The 16138-nt window shown below is 64.2% G+C and carries 12 protein-coding genes; 6 read left to right on the top strand and 6 right to left on the bottom strand.

All coding sequences use genetic code 11. The features are described from left to right. Positions 1 to 63 precede the first annotated feature (63 nt). Both C6V82_RS06320 and C6V82_RS06315 read left to right on the top strand, forming a co-directional pair. A complete protein-coding gene (locus C6V82_RS06320; protein ID WP_102586604.1) occupies positions 64 to 999 on the top strand; it encodes a pirin family protein in 936 nt (311 codons plus the stop codon). Positions 1000 to 1098: 99 nt separating this feature from the next. Beyond that, positions 1099 to 2346, top strand: a complete 1248-nt coding sequence (locus C6V82_RS06315; protein WP_102586605.1) for a DUF5996 family protein — start codon at positions 1099 to 1101, stop codon at positions 2344 to 2346. A 20-nt stretch (positions 2347 to 2366) separates the two neighbouring features. On the opposite strand, the gene C6V82_RS06310 is transcribed toward C6V82_RS06315, so the two are convergent. From C6V82_RS06310 to C6V82_RS06285, 6 genes are all read right to left on the bottom strand, one after another. Continuing rightward, positions 2367 to 3365 (bottom strand): adenosine deaminase, encoded by a 999-nt coding sequence (locus C6V82_RS06310; RefSeq protein WP_102586606.1) that lies wholly within the window; start codon positions 3363 to 3365, stop codon positions 2367 to 2369. A 58-nt stretch (positions 3366 to 3423) separates the two neighbouring features. Further along, positions 3424 to 5184 (bottom strand): thiol reductant ABC exporter subunit CydC, encoded by a 1761-nt coding sequence (gene cydC / locus C6V82_RS06305; RefSeq protein ID WP_102586607.1) that lies wholly within the window; start codon positions 5182 to 5184, stop codon positions 3424 to 3426. After that, positions 5177 to 6892 (bottom strand): thiol reductant ABC exporter subunit CydD, encoded by a 1716-nt coding sequence (gene cydD / locus C6V82_RS06300; protein ID WP_102586608.1) that lies wholly within the window; start codon positions 6890 to 6892, stop codon positions 5177 to 5179. Before cydD ends, cydC begins: the two co-directional genes overlap by 8 nt. A gap of 4 nt (positions 6893 to 6896) precedes the next feature. Continuing rightward, positions 6897 to 7898, bottom strand: a complete 1002-nt coding sequence (locus C6V82_RS06295) for a cytochrome d ubiquinol oxidase subunit II (protein WP_102586609.1) — start codon at positions 7896 to 7898, stop codon at positions 6897 to 6899. A 3-nt stretch (positions 7899 to 7901) separates the two neighbouring features. Next, a complete protein-coding gene (locus tag C6V82_RS06290; RefSeq protein WP_102586610.1) occupies positions 7902 to 9320 on the bottom strand; it encodes a cytochrome ubiquinol oxidase subunit I in 1419 nt (472 codons plus the stop codon). Positions 9321 to 9531: 211 nt separating this feature from the next. Then, a complete protein-coding gene (locus C6V82_RS06285; RefSeq protein WP_102586611.1) occupies positions 9532 to 10515 on the bottom strand; it encodes a calcium/sodium antiporter in 984 nt (327 codons plus the stop codon). Between the two features lie 315 nt (positions 10516 to 10830). Between C6V82_RS06285 and C6V82_RS06280 the strand changes: the two genes are divergently transcribed. From C6V82_RS06280 to C6V82_RS06265, 4 genes are all read left to right on the top strand, one after another. Beyond that, positions 10831 to 12132 (top strand): paraquat-inducible protein A, encoded by a 1302-nt coding sequence (locus C6V82_RS06280; protein WP_102586612.1) that lies wholly within the window; start codon positions 10831 to 10833, stop codon positions 12130 to 12132. Further along, the gene (gene pqiB, locus C6V82_RS06275) at positions 12129 to 13811 is read left to right on the top strand and encodes an intermembrane transport protein PqiB (RefSeq protein WP_102586613.1); all 1683 of its coding nucleotides are present in this window, start codon (positions 12129 to 12131) and stop codon (positions 13809 to 13811) included. The genes C6V82_RS06280 and pqiB overlap by 4 nt, the downstream gene beginning before the upstream one ends. A gap of 73 nt (positions 13812 to 13884) precedes the next feature. Continuing rightward, positions 13885 to 14460 carry a PqiC family protein gene (locus C6V82_RS06270; protein ID WP_102586614.1) on the top strand — a complete coding sequence of 192 codons (576 nt, stop codon included), beginning with the start codon at positions 13885 to 13887 and terminating at the stop codon, positions 14458 to 14460. A 225-nt stretch (positions 14461 to 14685) separates the two neighbouring features. Then, positions 14686 to 15993 carry a DEAD/DEAH box helicase gene (locus C6V82_RS06265; RefSeq protein ID WP_102586615.1) on the top strand — a complete coding sequence of 436 codons (1308 nt, stop codon included), beginning with the start codon at positions 14686 to 14688 and terminating at the stop codon, positions 15991 to 15993. Positions 15994 to 16138: the final 145 nt, after the last annotated feature.

The raw sequence follows: 16138 nt of genomic DNA, 5'->3' as shown, positions 1-16138 counted from the left end.
GAGATCAGGCCCTTGCATCGGCAGGCACGACGCCTGCCGCAAGCATACAAGAGGATGACGCGCATGAGCTGGAACCCCACACTCGACCCCGGCTGCCCCGATGAGCTCGGCGTCGACGCGATCGAGACGCTCATCGTCCCGCGGTCCCGCGATCTGGGCGACTTCGAGGTCCGGCGCGCCCTGCCGGCGCCCAGGCGGCAGATGGTCGGGCCGTTCATCTTCTTCGATCAGGCCGGGCCGGCGGAATTTCTGACCGGACAAGGCGTCGATGTACGGCCGCATCCGCATATCGGGCTGGGGACCGTGACCTATCTTTTTCGCGGCGACTTCCATCACCGGGACAGCACCGGCGCCGATCAGATCATCACCCCCGGGGCGCTGAACTGGATGGTGGCTGGGCGCGGCGTGACCCATTCGGAACGCACCTCCGCGGCGGCCCGCAGCGGGCCGAACAGCCTGTTCGGGATACAGACCTGGCTGGCCCTGCCCGACGACCATGAAGACACGGCACCCAGTTTCGAACATCACGGCAAGGAGGCGCTGCCGATGATCGAGGATCATGGCGTTTCCGTCCGTTTGATCCTTGGCAGCGCCTATGGAATGACCGCACCCGCGACGATGCTTTCGGAAACCTTCTATGCGGACGTGACGCTCGAACCTGGACGCCACCTGCCGATGCCGGACGATCACGAGGATCGGGGCATTTACATCGTCGCAGGCGCCATCTCGGTTGCGGGGCAGGATTTCGACGCCGGTCGGATGATGGTCTTCCGCCCGGGCGACAGGATCACCGTCGCCGCGGGCGATCGGGGCGCGCGGCTCATGATCCTTGGCGGCGCCACCTTTCCTGGCCCCCGTTACATCTGGTGGAACTTCGTCGCCTCTTCGCAGGAGCGCATCGAAACGGCCAAGGCCGAATGGCGCGCCGCGAACTGGGGCAAGGGGCGTTTCGATCTTCCGGCCGATGACCGCGACGAGCATATCCCCGCGCCTGACTAACCGGTGCCGATGACATGACTGGCGGGGCGCCATGCGGGTGACCCGTGACCCAATGCCCCATCCCCACAAGCGACAGATGCCGAATGGAGACGCCAAGTTATGACCACCCATTGGCCCCAACTCGACTACCTTGGATGGCGCGAGACCTGTTCCGCCCTACATCTGTATCTGCAGATCGTCGGCAAATACAGGCTGGCGCATACGCCATGGCTCAACCATTCCTGGAACGCGACATTCTATGTCACGCCGACAGGCCTCGCATCCTCGCCGATTCCGGACGGTCCAGGTATCGAGATCCGGTTCGATTTCCTCGAGCACACGGTCGTGGGAACCTCCGGTAACGGCCGCGTGGCAACATTCGCTCTGGGGGCGACCACGGTCGCGGCGTTTCGCGCGAAATTCGTGCAGCTGATTACCGACCTAGGGGGCACGCCGACCCTCAACGACACGCCAAACGAGGTGCCCAGCCCCGTGCCGTTCAGCGTGGATCATCGCGACCGGCCCTATGACCGCGACGCCGTGCAGCGCTACCACCAGGCGCTGGTGGCGATCGACAGGGTAATGGGCAGGTTCCGGACCTCCTTTCTCGGCAAGTCCAGCCCGGTTCACCTGTTCTGGGGGGCCATGGATCTCGCGGTCACCCGGTTTTCTGGGCGCCGTGCGCCGCTTCATCCAGCCGGAATTCCTACCCTGCCGGATGACGTGGCGCAGGAAGCCTATGACCGCGAGGTGTCCTCGGCGGGATTCTGGCCGGGTGGCAACGGCATCGATTATCCCGCCTTCTATGCCTACGCCTATCCGTCGCCCCGGGGCTTTCAGGCCGCATCGGTCCGGCCCGATGCGGCGTTCTGGCATGACGGCCTGTCGGAATTCCTGCTGCCCTTTGATGCCGTACAGAGTGCAGCTGATCCCGACGAGGCACTGATGGAGTTCCTGGTCTCGACTTACGAGGCCACCGCTGACCTCGGAAACTGGGACCGCGATCTTCTGGAATGCGCGCAGGGGCAACCACGCCAGGTTCGGCGGCCTAGTGCGGAGCTGACGAATACCCAACCCTCACCGACAGACATGCCGGTCGAGAGGGAGGATGGCACGTCGAAGGGGCGCTACCGCGTGGTCATCGATGGTAACGAGGCCGAGATGACCTATAGCCGCGCCGGGAACGGGTTGATCATCATTGACCACACCGAAGTTCCCTCGACCTTGCGTGGCCTCAAGGTCGGAGAAAGGTTGGTGCGACAGGCGGTGGAAGACGCGCGGCGGGAAAAGGTCGCCATCATACCACTCTGCCCGTTTGCCAAGGCACAATTCAGCCGACATCCGGATTGGCAGGACGTACTGCAGTAGAACGCCCTGGAGGGTGTCTATCAATGACGGCTCGCGGCAAGCTGCCGACGCAATTCCTCACGCCGCTCATCGCTGACGAAGGCCGCCTCGATGGCGCTGGAGGCGAGCGTGACGAAGACCTCCTCGGACCATCCAAACGCCTCATGGCAGGCCAGGAAGTTGTCGAGCATGCCACCGCCGAAATAGGCGGGATCATCGGAGTTGATGGTCAACATGAGGCCGGCGTCGAGCAACTGCGGAAACGGGTGCTCGGCCATGGTCTCCACCACCTTGAGGCGCACATTGGAGAGCGGACAGACCGTCAGCACCACTGCCTCGTCACGCAGCCGCGCCACGAGGTCGGAGTCTTCCAGACAACGCACGCCGTGGTCGATACGGCACACATCGAGCTGGTCGAGGGCCTCGCGGATGTACTCGGGTGGCCCCTCTTCGCCGGCATGGGCGACGCGAGGAATGCCAAGTCGGCGTGCACGCTCGAACACCTCGACGAACTTCGACGGGGGATTGCCCCGCTCGGCGCTGTCCAGGCCCACGGCGTCAAGCAGCTCCCAGTAAGGGGCGGCGCTCTCGAGAACGGCCATGGCCTCCTCTGCGGGCCGGTCGCGCAGAAAAGCCAGAATCAACGCCGTGGACATGCCCAGCTCCCGTTCGGCACGTCGCCTGGCCCGGCCAAGACCTTCCATCACCGCCGCCAGCTCGACCCCTCGTGCGATATGCGCCTGGGGGTCGACATGCATCTCGATATGCACCACCCCCTCGGCATGAGCACGGGTGAAGTAGTCCATCGCCAGATCATGAAAATCCTCGGCGGTGCGCAGCACGCTCATGCCCTGGAAATAGAGGTCGAGAAACGACTGCAGGTCACTGAAATCGTAGGCGGCACGCACCTCTTCCACCGAAGCGTAGGGCAATGCCACGCCATTGCGTTCGGCCAACGCAAACATCAGTTCGGGCTCGAGCGACCCCTCGATATGCAGATGCAATTCGGCCTTGGGCAGGCGCTTCAGGAAATCACGCATGGCTTGTCTCTCCATTTCAATCACAAGATCCCATGTCATTCATCAGATCCCGTTTCGTTCACCCCATCCTGAAATAATCTGACCGATTGCACAACTCTCCATCGTCAAGGGTCACCATGTCGGTCACCCCGGGCGGGTCGAAGGGCCCGTCACGCAGGGCATGAACGAAGAACAGCACCGTTCTCCCCTCGAGCCACCGATCGAGCGAGCTGGCGACTCGCTGGGCGGTGTCGGCATCCAACCCGGCGAAGGGCTCATCGAGCAGCACCAGGTCAGGATCACGCAGCATCAGGCGTGCCAGCGCCAGCCGGCGGGCTTGTCCGCCGGAGAGTTGCCGTCCGCCCTCGCCCACCCGTGTCGCTAGCCCCGCCGGCAGCGCATCGGCCCAGTCGGCCAGCGCCACTGCCTCGAGCGACCGCCACAGTTGCGCGTCGCTGGCCTGCGGATCCGCCAGCCGCAGGTTATCGGCGAGGCTTGCATCGAACAGATCGACCCGCTGGGTCAGCAGCGCCACGCGCTCGGCCAACACTTCCGGTTCGAGGTCTCGAGGTGCCACACCTCCCACCTGCACCCGGCCGTCGGTGGGCGACAGCCTGCCTGCCAGCAGGGCCGCGACGCTCGACTTTCCTGCCCCCGAGGCACCACACACCGCGAGGCGGCGGCCCGCCGCCAGTCGGAAACTGACCTGGCGCAGCACAGGTTCAAGCGAACCGGGATAGCACAGGCTGACCCGCTCCAGCGACACCGCAAGCGCTCCCGGCGGTGGCTGGCGTAGCGCCTCGCTGCGTGCCCCCTGACGCGGTGACTGATCCTCCAGATCGTTGAGGCGCTCTGCGGCAGCCCGGCTGGCGCCCACTCGAGTGAAGGCCGCAGGCAATACCGCCAGTGCCTCGTTGAGCGCCAGCACCGCCACCGGCATCATTACCATCAATGGGCCGCTCAGAAGGTCGGCGGCATGGGCCCGCGCGCCCAACCACAGCACGCCTGCGAGCAAAACCCCGATCACTGCCCCCACCAGGGCATTGCCAAGCGCCGCCTGCCGACCGAGCCGGCGCTGATCGCACTGGATCCGCGACTCCAGACGCTCGAGGGTGGCCCGATGGCCGGCCAGCGTGCCATAGGCCTCGAGCTCGGCGAGCCCCTGGAGCTGTTCGATCACACCGCCACGCAATGCGTCGAGCTGAGCGACCTGGCGGCGACTGGCGGCCATGCCGAGCCGCGCCTGGCCGACCGTGAACCAACCTAGCGCCACGCCCGTCACCACCAGCACCAGCCACCCCGCGGAGGGCAACCACACGCCAAGCAGCACGCTCGTGGCGATGATAGCCAGTAGCGCCACCACGGGAGGCGCCAGCAGGCGCAGGAAGAGCGCATCGAGCACATCGATATCGGCAGTCAACCGGTTCAGCCATTCACTGGCGCGCCGCTGCGAGAGTGCATGGTCATCGAGTCTGGCGAGCGTGGCGAACATGCGCACCCGCAGGTCCGCCAGCAGGCGCAGAATGGTGTCATGGTTGTAGAGCCGTTCGACATAGCGAGACACCGTGCGGGTGACCGCAAACAGCCGGATGGCGCCCCCGGGCACATAGACATCCAGTGTGGCGGCCACGCCCGCGGCTAGCGCCAGCCCCGTCACGGCGCTGGCGGTGATGAACCAGCCCGACACGGCCAGCAGACCCAGCGCCGACAGTACCGTCAGCGCCATCAACGCGGCCCCGGCAAGCAGGCGACGCCGCCGCCGTGCCAGCAACATGAGCCACGGCGCCAGGCTGGCGATCAACCCAACCTCGCGGGTGCCTTTGCGGGATGCTTCAGCCATGTTCACCTCGTGGTGTGGCGTAGGCCGCCGCGCGCCCTGTCTGCGGTTCAAGGGATAGCCGCCGATGAGCCATCGCCATCAGCGCTGGATGGTGAGTGGCGATGACCAGTGCCCGACCCTCTTCGGCAAGCCTTTCAAGCGCCTCGATCACATTCGCCCCGCTTGCGGTATCGAGGCTGGCCGTAGGTTCGTCGAGCAGCACCAATGGCGCATCGCTGAGAAATATCCGCGCCAGCGCCAGACGCTGGGCCTGCCCACCGGAAAGCCCGACGCCGCGCTCACCCAAGGGTGTGGCAAGCCCTTCAGGAAGCGCCTCGAAGAGCTCACCCAGCCCCGCCTTGGCGAGTGAGCGCACAAGCATCGCATCATCCGCCTCGGGAGAGGCCAGCCGCAGGTTGTCGGCAAGGCTGCCATGCACCAGTAAAGGACGCTGGTCGAGCCAGGCAAAGGAGAGCTCCGCTGCACGGTGGCAAGTGCCCGAGTCAGGACCGACGAAGCCCGCCAGTAACTGCAGAAGCGTCGACTTGCCGGTCCCCGAAGGCCCCGTCACCACCAGCACCTCGCCTTTCACCACATCGAGGTCCAGGGGGCCGAGCACCTGGCCACGTCCGGCATGGGCAACGGTTGCCTCACGCAGCGATACCAGCATGCCCGGCGCGGGTGGCGATCCCGGGCCGGCATCGGCGCCTCGCCCGGCGGTCGGCGTTTCGTTGAGCAGCGCCACGAGCCCCTCAGCAGCCCCCAGCGCTGCGGCACGATCATGATAGTGCTGGGACAGTGCGCGCAAAGGTTGGAAGAACTCGGGGGCCAACAACAGCACGTAGAGGCCGCTGAACAAGGTCAGCGCGGGTGATGGACCATAGGTGATGTACCCCAGCAGTCCAAAACCTACGTAGATCGCCAGCACGGCGATGGCGATGGAGGCAAAGAACTCCAGCACCGCTGAGGACAAGAAAGCCAGGCGCAGCGTGCGCATGCTGCGCCGTCGGTAGTCGTCGGCGGCGACGTGCACCTCACTCGTCGCCTGCCGGGTTCGCCCGAACAGTTGCAGGGTGGTAATCCCCCGCACCCGATCGATGAAATGACCGGAGAGCCGCGCGACTGCGGCGAACTGGTCACGATTGAGACGCTCGGCGCCCATGCCCACCAGCGCCATGAACAGCGGAATGAAGGGTGCCGCCAGCAGCAGGAACAGCGCCGCCAGCCAATCGAGCCACACCACGATGCCAAGGCAGGCAAGGGGCAGCAACAGCGCCAGCGTCAGCTGTGGCTGGAAGCGCGCCACATACCCCTCCAGTGCCTCAACCTGCTCCACCAGTTGATTGGCAAGCGACGCACTATGGCGCCCGGCGAGCCATACCGGCCCGAGCCTTGCCAGGTGGTCGAGCAGCTCGGCCCGAGCGCGGCGGCGTACGCGCAGGCTGGCTTCAAGCCCTGCCGCCTCCTGCCCCCATTGGGCCAGCGCACGCAGCGGCAGCACCGCCAGCAAGCCGGCAAAGGCTGGCCACAAGGCGGATGGCGCCGACGCCTCGGGCGCCAGCAACGTGGCCACCAGCCATGCCAGCAGGCCAAGCTGCGCGAAGGTCAGCACGCCGGCGAGCAGGCCACACGCAACGGCCAGGCCAACCAGGCGACGCTCTTGGGCGATCAGCCCGGCCAGCCACCGCCGGGCGGTCAGGCCATCGTCGGTGTGTCGGGGCGTCGCCATGGGGTCAGTGATAGCCCTCGCCGACCTTGACCTTGCCGCGGAACACCCAGTAGCTCCAGGCGGTGTAGGCCAGCACGATGGGGATCACGAACAGTACCCCAATCAGCAGGAACAGCTGGGATTCCGGCGCCGAGGCGGCGTCCCAGATGGTGTAGTTGGGTGGCACGATGACCGGCCACTTGCTGGCCACGAGCCCCAGGTAGGTAAAGATGTACAGTCCCAGGGTGGCGATGAATGGCTGGCCTTCCTGACGCTGGCGCACCGCCCTCCACAGCCAGAATGCACAAGCCAGCGCCAGCACGGGAAATACCCAGATAAGCTGGATACGATCGAACCAGCGCGACCACACATCAGGATTCACGAATGGCGTCCACAGGCTGATGATGCCAAACACCGCCAGTACCCCAAGCAGCAGCGCGGGCACCACCTTGTAGGCCCAGGCTTGTACGTAACCTTCCGACTTGAGAATCAGCCAGGTGGCGCCGAGCAGTGCGTAGCCGATCATCAACCCGATGCCGGTCAACACGCTGAACGGGGTCAACCAGTCGAGTGGACCACCCACGTAGACGAAATCCTCGACGGCGAAGCCCTGGATATAGGCACCGACCACCGCGCCCTGGGAGAAGGAAGCGATCGCCGAGCCCCAGCAGAAGGCGCGGTTCCACCAATGCCGGCTGCGCCGCGACTTGAAGCGAAACTCGAAGGCAATGCCGCGGAAAATCAACCCGGCGAGCATCAGGAACACACCGATGTAGAGCGCCGGCAGAAAGACCGAATAGACCAGCGGGAAGGCCCCGAGCAACCCCGCGCCGCCCAGTACCAGCCAGGTCTCGTTACCGTCCCATACCGGTGCCACCGAGTTCATCATCACGTCCCGAGCGGCCTCGTCCGGGGCGAAGGGATAGAGAATGCCGAGCCCCAGGTCGAACCCGTCCATCAGCACGTACATGATGACCCCGAAACCGATGATTACCGCCCAGATCAATGACAGATCGAACATTTCCATGGCTCAACTCCTCCAGGTCGGGGCGGAATCCTGCTCGAAGGTTGCGTGTGCGGCCGACATCGGCCGCATGGGCCTATGCACCGCACGCTCGACGGTGTCACGGTCTTCCTCGGGCAGCATGCCCTGGCGAACCACACGTGTCAGGTAGTAGATCCCCGACCAGAACACCACGGCATAGACCAGCACGTACCCCACCAGCGTGAACAGTGCCATCCCCCCAGTCAGCGACGGAGTGACGCCCTCGGCATGGGTCATCATCCCGTAGACCAGCCAAGGCGCACGGCCTGTCTCGGTCACCACCCAGCCAGCCAGCACCGCGATGAACGGCGTGATGGTCATCACCCGCAATACCTGCAAAAAGCCACGTTGGTGGTAAAGCCGGCCGCCACGACGTAGCCACAGTCCGACCAGGGACACGGCGATCATCACAAGCCCGAGCCCCACCATCACGCGAAAGGCCCAGAACACCAGCCACACCGGCGGCTGTTCAGCAATCGGTACCTCTTTGACACCCGGCACCTCACCTGCTGCCTCATGGGTGAGAATGATGCTGGCAAGGCTGGGAATGCCGATCTCGAAGCGGTTCTCCTGGGCCTGTTGATCCGGCCAGGCAAACAGCAACAGCGGGACATTCGACTGGGTATCCCAGTTGCCTTCCATGGCCGCCACCTTGGTGGGCTGATGCTCGAGGGTGTTGATCCCATGGAAATCGCCGATCACTGCCTGCGACGGCGCCAGCACCAGCAGCAACCACAGGCACATCGAGAGTGCCCGGCGGTTGGCATCGACATCGCGACCGATCAGCAGGTACCAGGCGCTCACCCCGGCTACCACGAAACCACCGGTGAGGAACGAGGCCATGACCATGTGCCAGAAGCGCCAGGGGAAAGAGGGATTGAAGATCGCATCCATCCACGACGTCACATGGAAGCGGTTGTCGATCAGCTCGACCCCCGCTGGCGTCTGCATCCAGCTGTTGGCGGCAAGAATCCAGAACGACGACAGGAAGGTGCCGAACGCCACCATGATCGCGGCGAACAGGTGGACGCCCTGGGGCACCTTGCCGCGCCCGAACAGCAGCACGCCGAGGAAGGCCGCCTCGAGGAAGAACGCCGTGACCACCTCATAGCTGAGCACCGGCCCAAGAAAATTCGAGGCGGCAAGCGAAAAGTTGCTCCAGTTGGTGCCGAACTGGAAGGACATCACGATGCCAGAGACCACTCCCATGCCGAACACCACGGCGAACACCCGGGTCCAGAAGTTGGCCAGACGCTCCCAGGCGGGGTTCTCGGTCTTGTAGAACAGACCGTTGAGCAAGGCGATATAGGACGCCAGACCAATCGTGAATACCGGAAAGATGGCGTGGAAAGAGACCACGAACGCGAACTGCATTCGTGACAGCAACAGGGGATCGAGTTCCATGACGTGCTTGCCTCGTGACAGCGATGAGATCGAGTGCGTCGCGCAGCATCAGCCTAGCAGGGAGCCAGGCAACGCGATGCCCAGCGGACCAAGGTTCACCAAGTGAAGAATCCGACTGGGCCTGTCCTCGCCACTTCAGCTTATCGATATAAACCTGTCAGAGGGAGAAAAGTTGCCCCGAAAGACTGTGTCGCAATGTCGCAGGATGGCGTCAGGTCCCACCACCACTGACGACCAGGTAGATCATCCAACTGGTATAGGCAGCGAACATCGCCAGCAGCGCTGCCCCCTCAAGACGATTGATACGACCCGGACGGCCCTTCCAGCCCAGTGCGAAGACCGCCATCATGACCGTCATCGCCGTCATCAGGCTCCAGTCACGCAGCAATACCTCAGTGCCTACCTCGACCGGGGTGATCACCGCGGCAAGCCCAACCACGCCGAGGGTGTTGAAGAGGTTCGAGCCCACCACGTTGCCAACCACCAGGTCGTGTTCATTGCGACGCAACGCACTGATCGAGGAAGCGAGCTCCGGCAGCGACGTGCCCACCGCCACCACTGTCAATCCGATGATCAGGTCGCTGACGCCAAACCCGAGCGCGATCTCCACCGCTCCCCACACCAGGATCCGCGAGCTCACCACCAGCAGCAATAGCCCCACCACCGTCCACACAATACCTCTGGCAAGCGGTATCGGGTGAGACGCAAGACTCTCCGCGGTATCGGTCCCCAGCGCATCGCCACCATCGTTTCGCGCTCGATAGATGCTCACGGCGATGAACGTCGCCAGCAGCACCAGCAGCAACACGCCCTCGAGGCGGCCGATCACTCCCCCCCACATCAAGGCTGCCGAGAGCAGTGTGACAGCACCGAGCACCGGCAGCTCACGGCGCACCACCGAAGAGTGCACGGCAAGCGGCGAGATGATCGCCACCAGGCCCAGAATCAGGCCGATATTGGCGATATTCGAGCCGTAGGCATTGCCCAATGCCAATCCCGGGTTGCCTTGTCCGGCGGCCAGCGCCGATACCACGAGCTCAGGCGCGGACGTGCCGAAGCCGATCACCAGCATGCCGATCAGCAGCGGCGACAAGCCCAGGTGGGATGACGTCGCCGCGGCACCATCGACGAAGCGCTCGGCGCTCCACACCAGCAGGATCAGCCCCGCCAGAACCGCAACCGCAGGAAGTATCATGTAACGTCCTCAGGAACATTCAGGAGTGCATGTTTGACTATGGTATGGGCGGCGCCAACGTGTCACACTTTCGCCAACGGGCCTGACAAGCAGGCCGCCGCGCTGGAGTGTAAGGCCGTCACCCTCGCCAAGTGAAGTAATGAAGTCGTTAAGTAAAGAGACGTGAAGTGAATATCTCGTGAAGGCCCCGAACCTGGAAGACCTGAACCAGCAGGCTCCGATCCTGTAAGTGGTGACCCCACATTGCAAAGACCTTCCCTACGCATTCTCGAGCGATTGCCCACGCTGCCTGCCGGTAGCCCCCTGGTCGACCGCATGCCCCCCGAGTCCCGGCCACAACGACGGCTGAGGGCCTGCCAGGAGTGCGATCTTCTGGTAGCGCTGCCACCCTTGCGTCCCGGAGAGAAGGCCGATTGTCCGCGCTGCGGGCACACCCTGGTCAAGCGCCACTTCCGCCCAGCGCAGCGCAGCATGTCGCTGGCACTTGCCTCGTTGGTAGCGCTTGGCATGGCACTGGCGTTTCCATTCGTCAGCTTCAGCGTCGGCGGAGTCGGCAACCGCATCGAGTTGTCGCAGACCGCCACCACACTGATCGGCTTTCACCAGCCCCTGGTCGCCGTGGCCGTGCTGCTGACCATCATCGTGTTGCCGGCGGTCTACCTGCTAGGCGTGATCTGGCTGCAACTCGGCCTGTTGCGCGACGCCCCGCTACCGGCCAGCCGCACCATTGCGCGTTCGCTTGCGCAGTTGCATCCGTGGATGATGACCGACGTGTTCATCATTGGCGCGCTGGTCAGCCTGATCAAGGTGGCGGGGCTTGCGCAGATCGAGCTTGGCGCATCCTTCTGGGCCTTCTGCGCCTTCGCCTTGCTGCTGTTGCTGACCACCCAATCCATCGATGCCGACTGGATGTGGTTTTCGCTGGCTGGAGAACCGCGAGCCCCCGCCAGGGCACGTACTGGTGAAATCGCCGCGCCGCAAGGTCTCTCAGGCTGCACGACCTGTGGGCTGGTCAATCGCCTCGGCGCCAACGACAAAGGGCGATGTCGACGCTGCGGCGAACGCCTGCGAGCGCGCAGGACGCACAGTGTCCAGCGTACATGGGCCTTGCTGGCAGCAGCCTCGGTGATGTACATACCGGCCAATGTGTATCCGATCATGGTGACCACCAGCCTTGGCCAGAGCACGCCATCGACCATCATCGGCGGGGTGGTCGAACTGATCCAGATGGGCTCCTGGCCAGTGGCGACGGTGATCTTCGTGGCAAGCGTCATCGTCCCGGTCGGCAAGCTCGTTGCCCTGGCCTGGCTGTGCCTGGTGGTCAAGCGCAGCAACGAACTCAACGGCGCGACGCGTACCCGTCTCTACCGGATGACCGAGTTCATTGGCCGCTGGTCGATGATTGATGTCTTCGTGGTGGCCATTCTGGTGGCGCTGATTCGTGCTGGCTCGCTGATGTCGATCACACCAGGGCCGGCCGCCCTGGCGTTTGGAGCGGTCGTGGTGATCACCATGCTGGCTGCCATGACCTTCGACCCGCGACTGATCTGGGACGAACCACTACCACGCCGTTCTCGACCGACCAATGACCGCCCCCCAGAAGGAACTCCCGGATGAGCGCTGAAACGCCCCGCGACGATGCGTCTGAACGCGATCTGAATCGAGCCAAGGCGTCGCCGCAGACCCGTATCTCGCCGATCTGGATCGTGCCTATCGTGGCGATCCTGATCGGGGTGTGGCTGGTCTATGACAACTACAGCAGCCGCGGGCCGCAGATCACCCTGATCATGACCAATGCCGAGGGTATAGAAGCTGGCAGCACGCTGATCAAGACCCGCAATGTCGAGGTTGGCCGGGTCGAGCGCGTCAACCTCTCCGACGATCTCTCGACCGCCGTGATCACCGCGCGGATGAGTCCTGATACCGATGACATGCTGGTCGAGGACAGCCGTTTCTGGGTGGTCAAGCCACGCATCGGCCGTGAAGGCATCAGCGGACTGGGCACAGTGCTGTCAGGTGCCTACCTGCAGCTTGAACCAGGTTCCAGCGAACAGGACTCACGCGAATTCCAGGTCAGCGACCAGCCTCCAGTGGCCCTGGCGGGCGCCGAAGGCGTGCGTATCAACTTGATCAGTCAGCTCGGCAATTCGCTGAGCATCGGCGACCCGGTCACCTACCAGGGCTTCACGGTGGGACGGGTCGAGGACGCCACCTTCGACGCCGATACACGCCGCATGCGTCATCGTGTGTTCATCGAATCGCCCTACGACATCCTGGTCACCGACGCCACTCGTTTCTGGTCGGCCAGCGGCATTGACCTGCGGCTCGACTCCGAAGGCTTCCGGGTCAACGTGGAATCCATGGAGACGCTGCTAGGCGGTGGCGTGACCTTCGGCGTGCCGGAGGACCTGCCGCATGGCACCAAGGTGGAAGCCGACAGCACGTTCACCCTCTACCCTGACGAAGACAGCGCCCGCCAGGGCACCTTCAATCGCTATCTGGAGTACGTGCTGCTGGTGGATGACTCGGTACGTGGGCTTGCGCGTGGCGCGCCGGTGGAGTTTCGCGGTGTCAGGCTTGGTACCGTTGCCGCGGTACCCTGGAACTTCACCGCCGACCAGCCAGCCGGGCGCAATGGGTTCGCCATTCCGGTACTGATCCGGATCGAGCCTCAGCGGCTGGGCATCGAGAACATGGAACTCGATCTCGAAGAGTGGCGTGAGCGCTTCGATCGACTGTTCGGCGTGGGCCTGCGGGCGTCGCTGAAGAACGGTAACCTGCTGACCGGCGCGCTGTTCGTCGATCTCAATTTCCAGCGTGAACTGGCGGATGAGTACCAGGAAGAAAGCTTCGCCGATCGCCAGGTATTCCCCACCACCTCGGGAGGCTTCGCGCTGATTGAAGGACAGATCACCGACCTGCTGCGCAAGCTCAATGAGCTGGAGATCGAGCCTCTGCTGGCGGGGCTCGACCGTAACCTGGCGGCATCCGAGGCAATGCTTGGCGAAGTACGTGAACTCTCGGCCTCGCTGCAAGGTCTCGTGGATGACCCCAACATGCGCCAGGTACCGACGAACCTGAATGCCACCCTGGAGGAGCTGCGTCAGACGCTTCAGGGGCTGTCGCCTGAGTCTTCCGCTTACCGGGAACTGACTGGCGCTGTGGACCGGCTCGATCGGCTCATGCGCGACCTGCAGCCGGCGGCGCGCACCTTGAGTGATAATCCGCGCGCCCTGCTGTTCGAAAGTATCGAGACCAACGACGACCCGATGCCGCGGGCACCGCAACGTGATTGACCTGGGCTTGCCAGGCGAAACCTGGATCAGGCAGCCGAGCTGCCGCCGCCCCCATGGAAGAGGAGCCAACACCATGACCCGATGGATCATCACGGCCCTGGTGGCCCTAATGCTGGCTGGCTGCGCAAGCTCGAGCCCGGCACCGCAGCGCTATACCTTGCCACTCGAGCAGACCCAAGCCGGCGCCGGCGCCGACGCCGATCATCTTCTGCTGATGCGCCAACCAAGGCTTGCCAACTACCTGGATGTCGATGGGATAGTGATGCAACTAGACGACATCACCCTGGTCGAGGCACGTGGTCACCAATGGGCCGAGGCACTGGGGCGGCAACTTGAACGCGGGCTTCGTGCCCGACTCACCACCCGCCTGCCCGACACACGTGTCATGCTCGATGAAGGCGGTAGCCGCGACCCCGGCATGAGCCTGCGGCTCGAGGTGGACCGCTTCCAGGGTCGCCATGACGGTCTGGCGATTGTCGGCGGACAATGGCAGTTGCGTGATGCCGATGGCGTACTGCTGGACCTGGAGCGCTTCGAGGTCGCTGTCGAGCTTGAAGCCGACGGCTACCCGGCACTCGTGCGGGCCCTGGGCACGGGCTGGGATCGCGTCGCCGACCAACTCGCCGACACCATCCAGCGCCTACGATGACGTGCGGATCCTTCCGCGCGCGGTGGAACATGAAACACCATCGACTGTCGCGGAAGATGGCATTGCAGCAATCTGCTGCGCTGCGGCGATCAATCTGGCATAATACCCTCCGCGGCACTTCAGCGAGTCCCTCCTGCCGCGCCCTGATACCCGAATTTTCACGCCACGGCCCGGGACTGGCCATCGCACCGTATGGCGCGGCCGTGGCGACTCTGCGGAGACCGCATGACCTTTTCCGAACTCGGCCTGCGTGCCGAACTGCTCCGTGCCGTCGAGGCACAAGGCTATACCATCCCGACCCCGATCCAGCGCCAGGCCATTCCCGCCGTTCTCAACGGTGGTGATCTGCTGGCCAGCGCCCAGACCGGTACCGGCAAGACCGCCGGCTTCACATTGCCGATGCTGCAACGACTGGCCAAGGGTCAACGTCCGGGCAAGCGCCAGGTACGCGCCCTGGTGCTCACTCCCACCCGCGAGCTTGCCGCCCAGGTCGGCGAAAGCGTGTCCGATTACGGCAAGCACCTGACTCTGAAGTCCCACGTGATCTTCGGCGGCGTTGGCCAGCAGCCCCAGGTGGATGCGCTGCGCTCGGGTCTTGACGTTCTGGTGGCCACCCCCGGGCGGCTACTCGACCTGCACCAGCAGAAGCATGTCGATCTCTCGAAGGTCGAGATTCTGGTGCTGGACGAAGCCGACCGCATGCTCGACATGGGTTTCATCCATGACATCAAGAAGATCCTGCGCGTGTTGCCCGAAAAGCGGCAGAACCTGCTGTTCTCGGCGACCTTCTCCAACGAGATCCAGGCACTTGCCAACAAGCTGCTCGACAACCCGGCCATGATCGAAGTGGCGCGTCGCAACACCACCGCCGAGACCGTCGACCAGGCCATCTACCGTGTTGATCGCGAGAAGAAACGCGACTTGCTGGCACACCTGATCAGCCGCCACGGCTGGCATCAGGTACTGGTCTTCACTCGCACCAAACACGGCGCCAACCGCCTGGCGGAGCAACTGTCCAAGCAGGACATTCCGTCCATGGCGATCCATGGCAACAAGAGCCAATCGGCGCGTACTCGCGCTCTTTCGGCATTCAAGACCGGTGACCTGCAGGTACTGGTGGCGACCGATATCGCGGCGCGTGGCCTCGACATCAACGAACTGCCCCATGTGGTCAACTTCGAACTGCCCAACGTCGCGGAAGATTATGTCCACCGTATCGGGCGCACCGGGCGTGCCGGCAGCGAAGGCCAGGCCGTGTCTCTGGTCTGCGTCGATGAACATGGCCTGCTCAAGGGCATCGAGCGGTTGATCAAGCGCGATCTCGAAAAACGCATCGAGCCGGGCTTCGAGCCCGACCCCAACGCCAAGCCGGAACCCATCGAGAACGGCCGCCGTGGCGGTGGTCGTGGCCGCAATGGCGGTGGTGGCGGCCAGGGCCGCAACACCAGTGGCGGCAACTCACAGCGCGGCGCCGATGATACGCGTGCACCGCGTCGCCGCAGCCGGCGCAGCCAGGGCAGCCGCCAGGCGTGAGTCGTGAGTCGTGAGTCGTGAAGCGTGAGCGGCGCAGGGGACAGGGTGAAGCGAGGGTCTTTTGCCAGGGATGGCAAAAGTAGCGTACAGGGAGGTATTCACAGCGCCCTCGCCTAGCCCTGTCTCCGTCGCCGTCGCGCCGCAG

The sequence above is a fragment of the Halomonas urumqiensis genome, from assembly GCF_003028575.1.
In the GTDB taxonomy this organism is placed as follows: domain Bacteria; phylum Pseudomonadota; class Gammaproteobacteria; order Pseudomonadales; family Halomonadaceae; genus Halomonas; species Halomonas urumqiensis.
The sequence above is the reverse complement of the archived record's forward strand: the minus strand, read 5'-3'. Positions and strand labels throughout refer to the sequence as shown.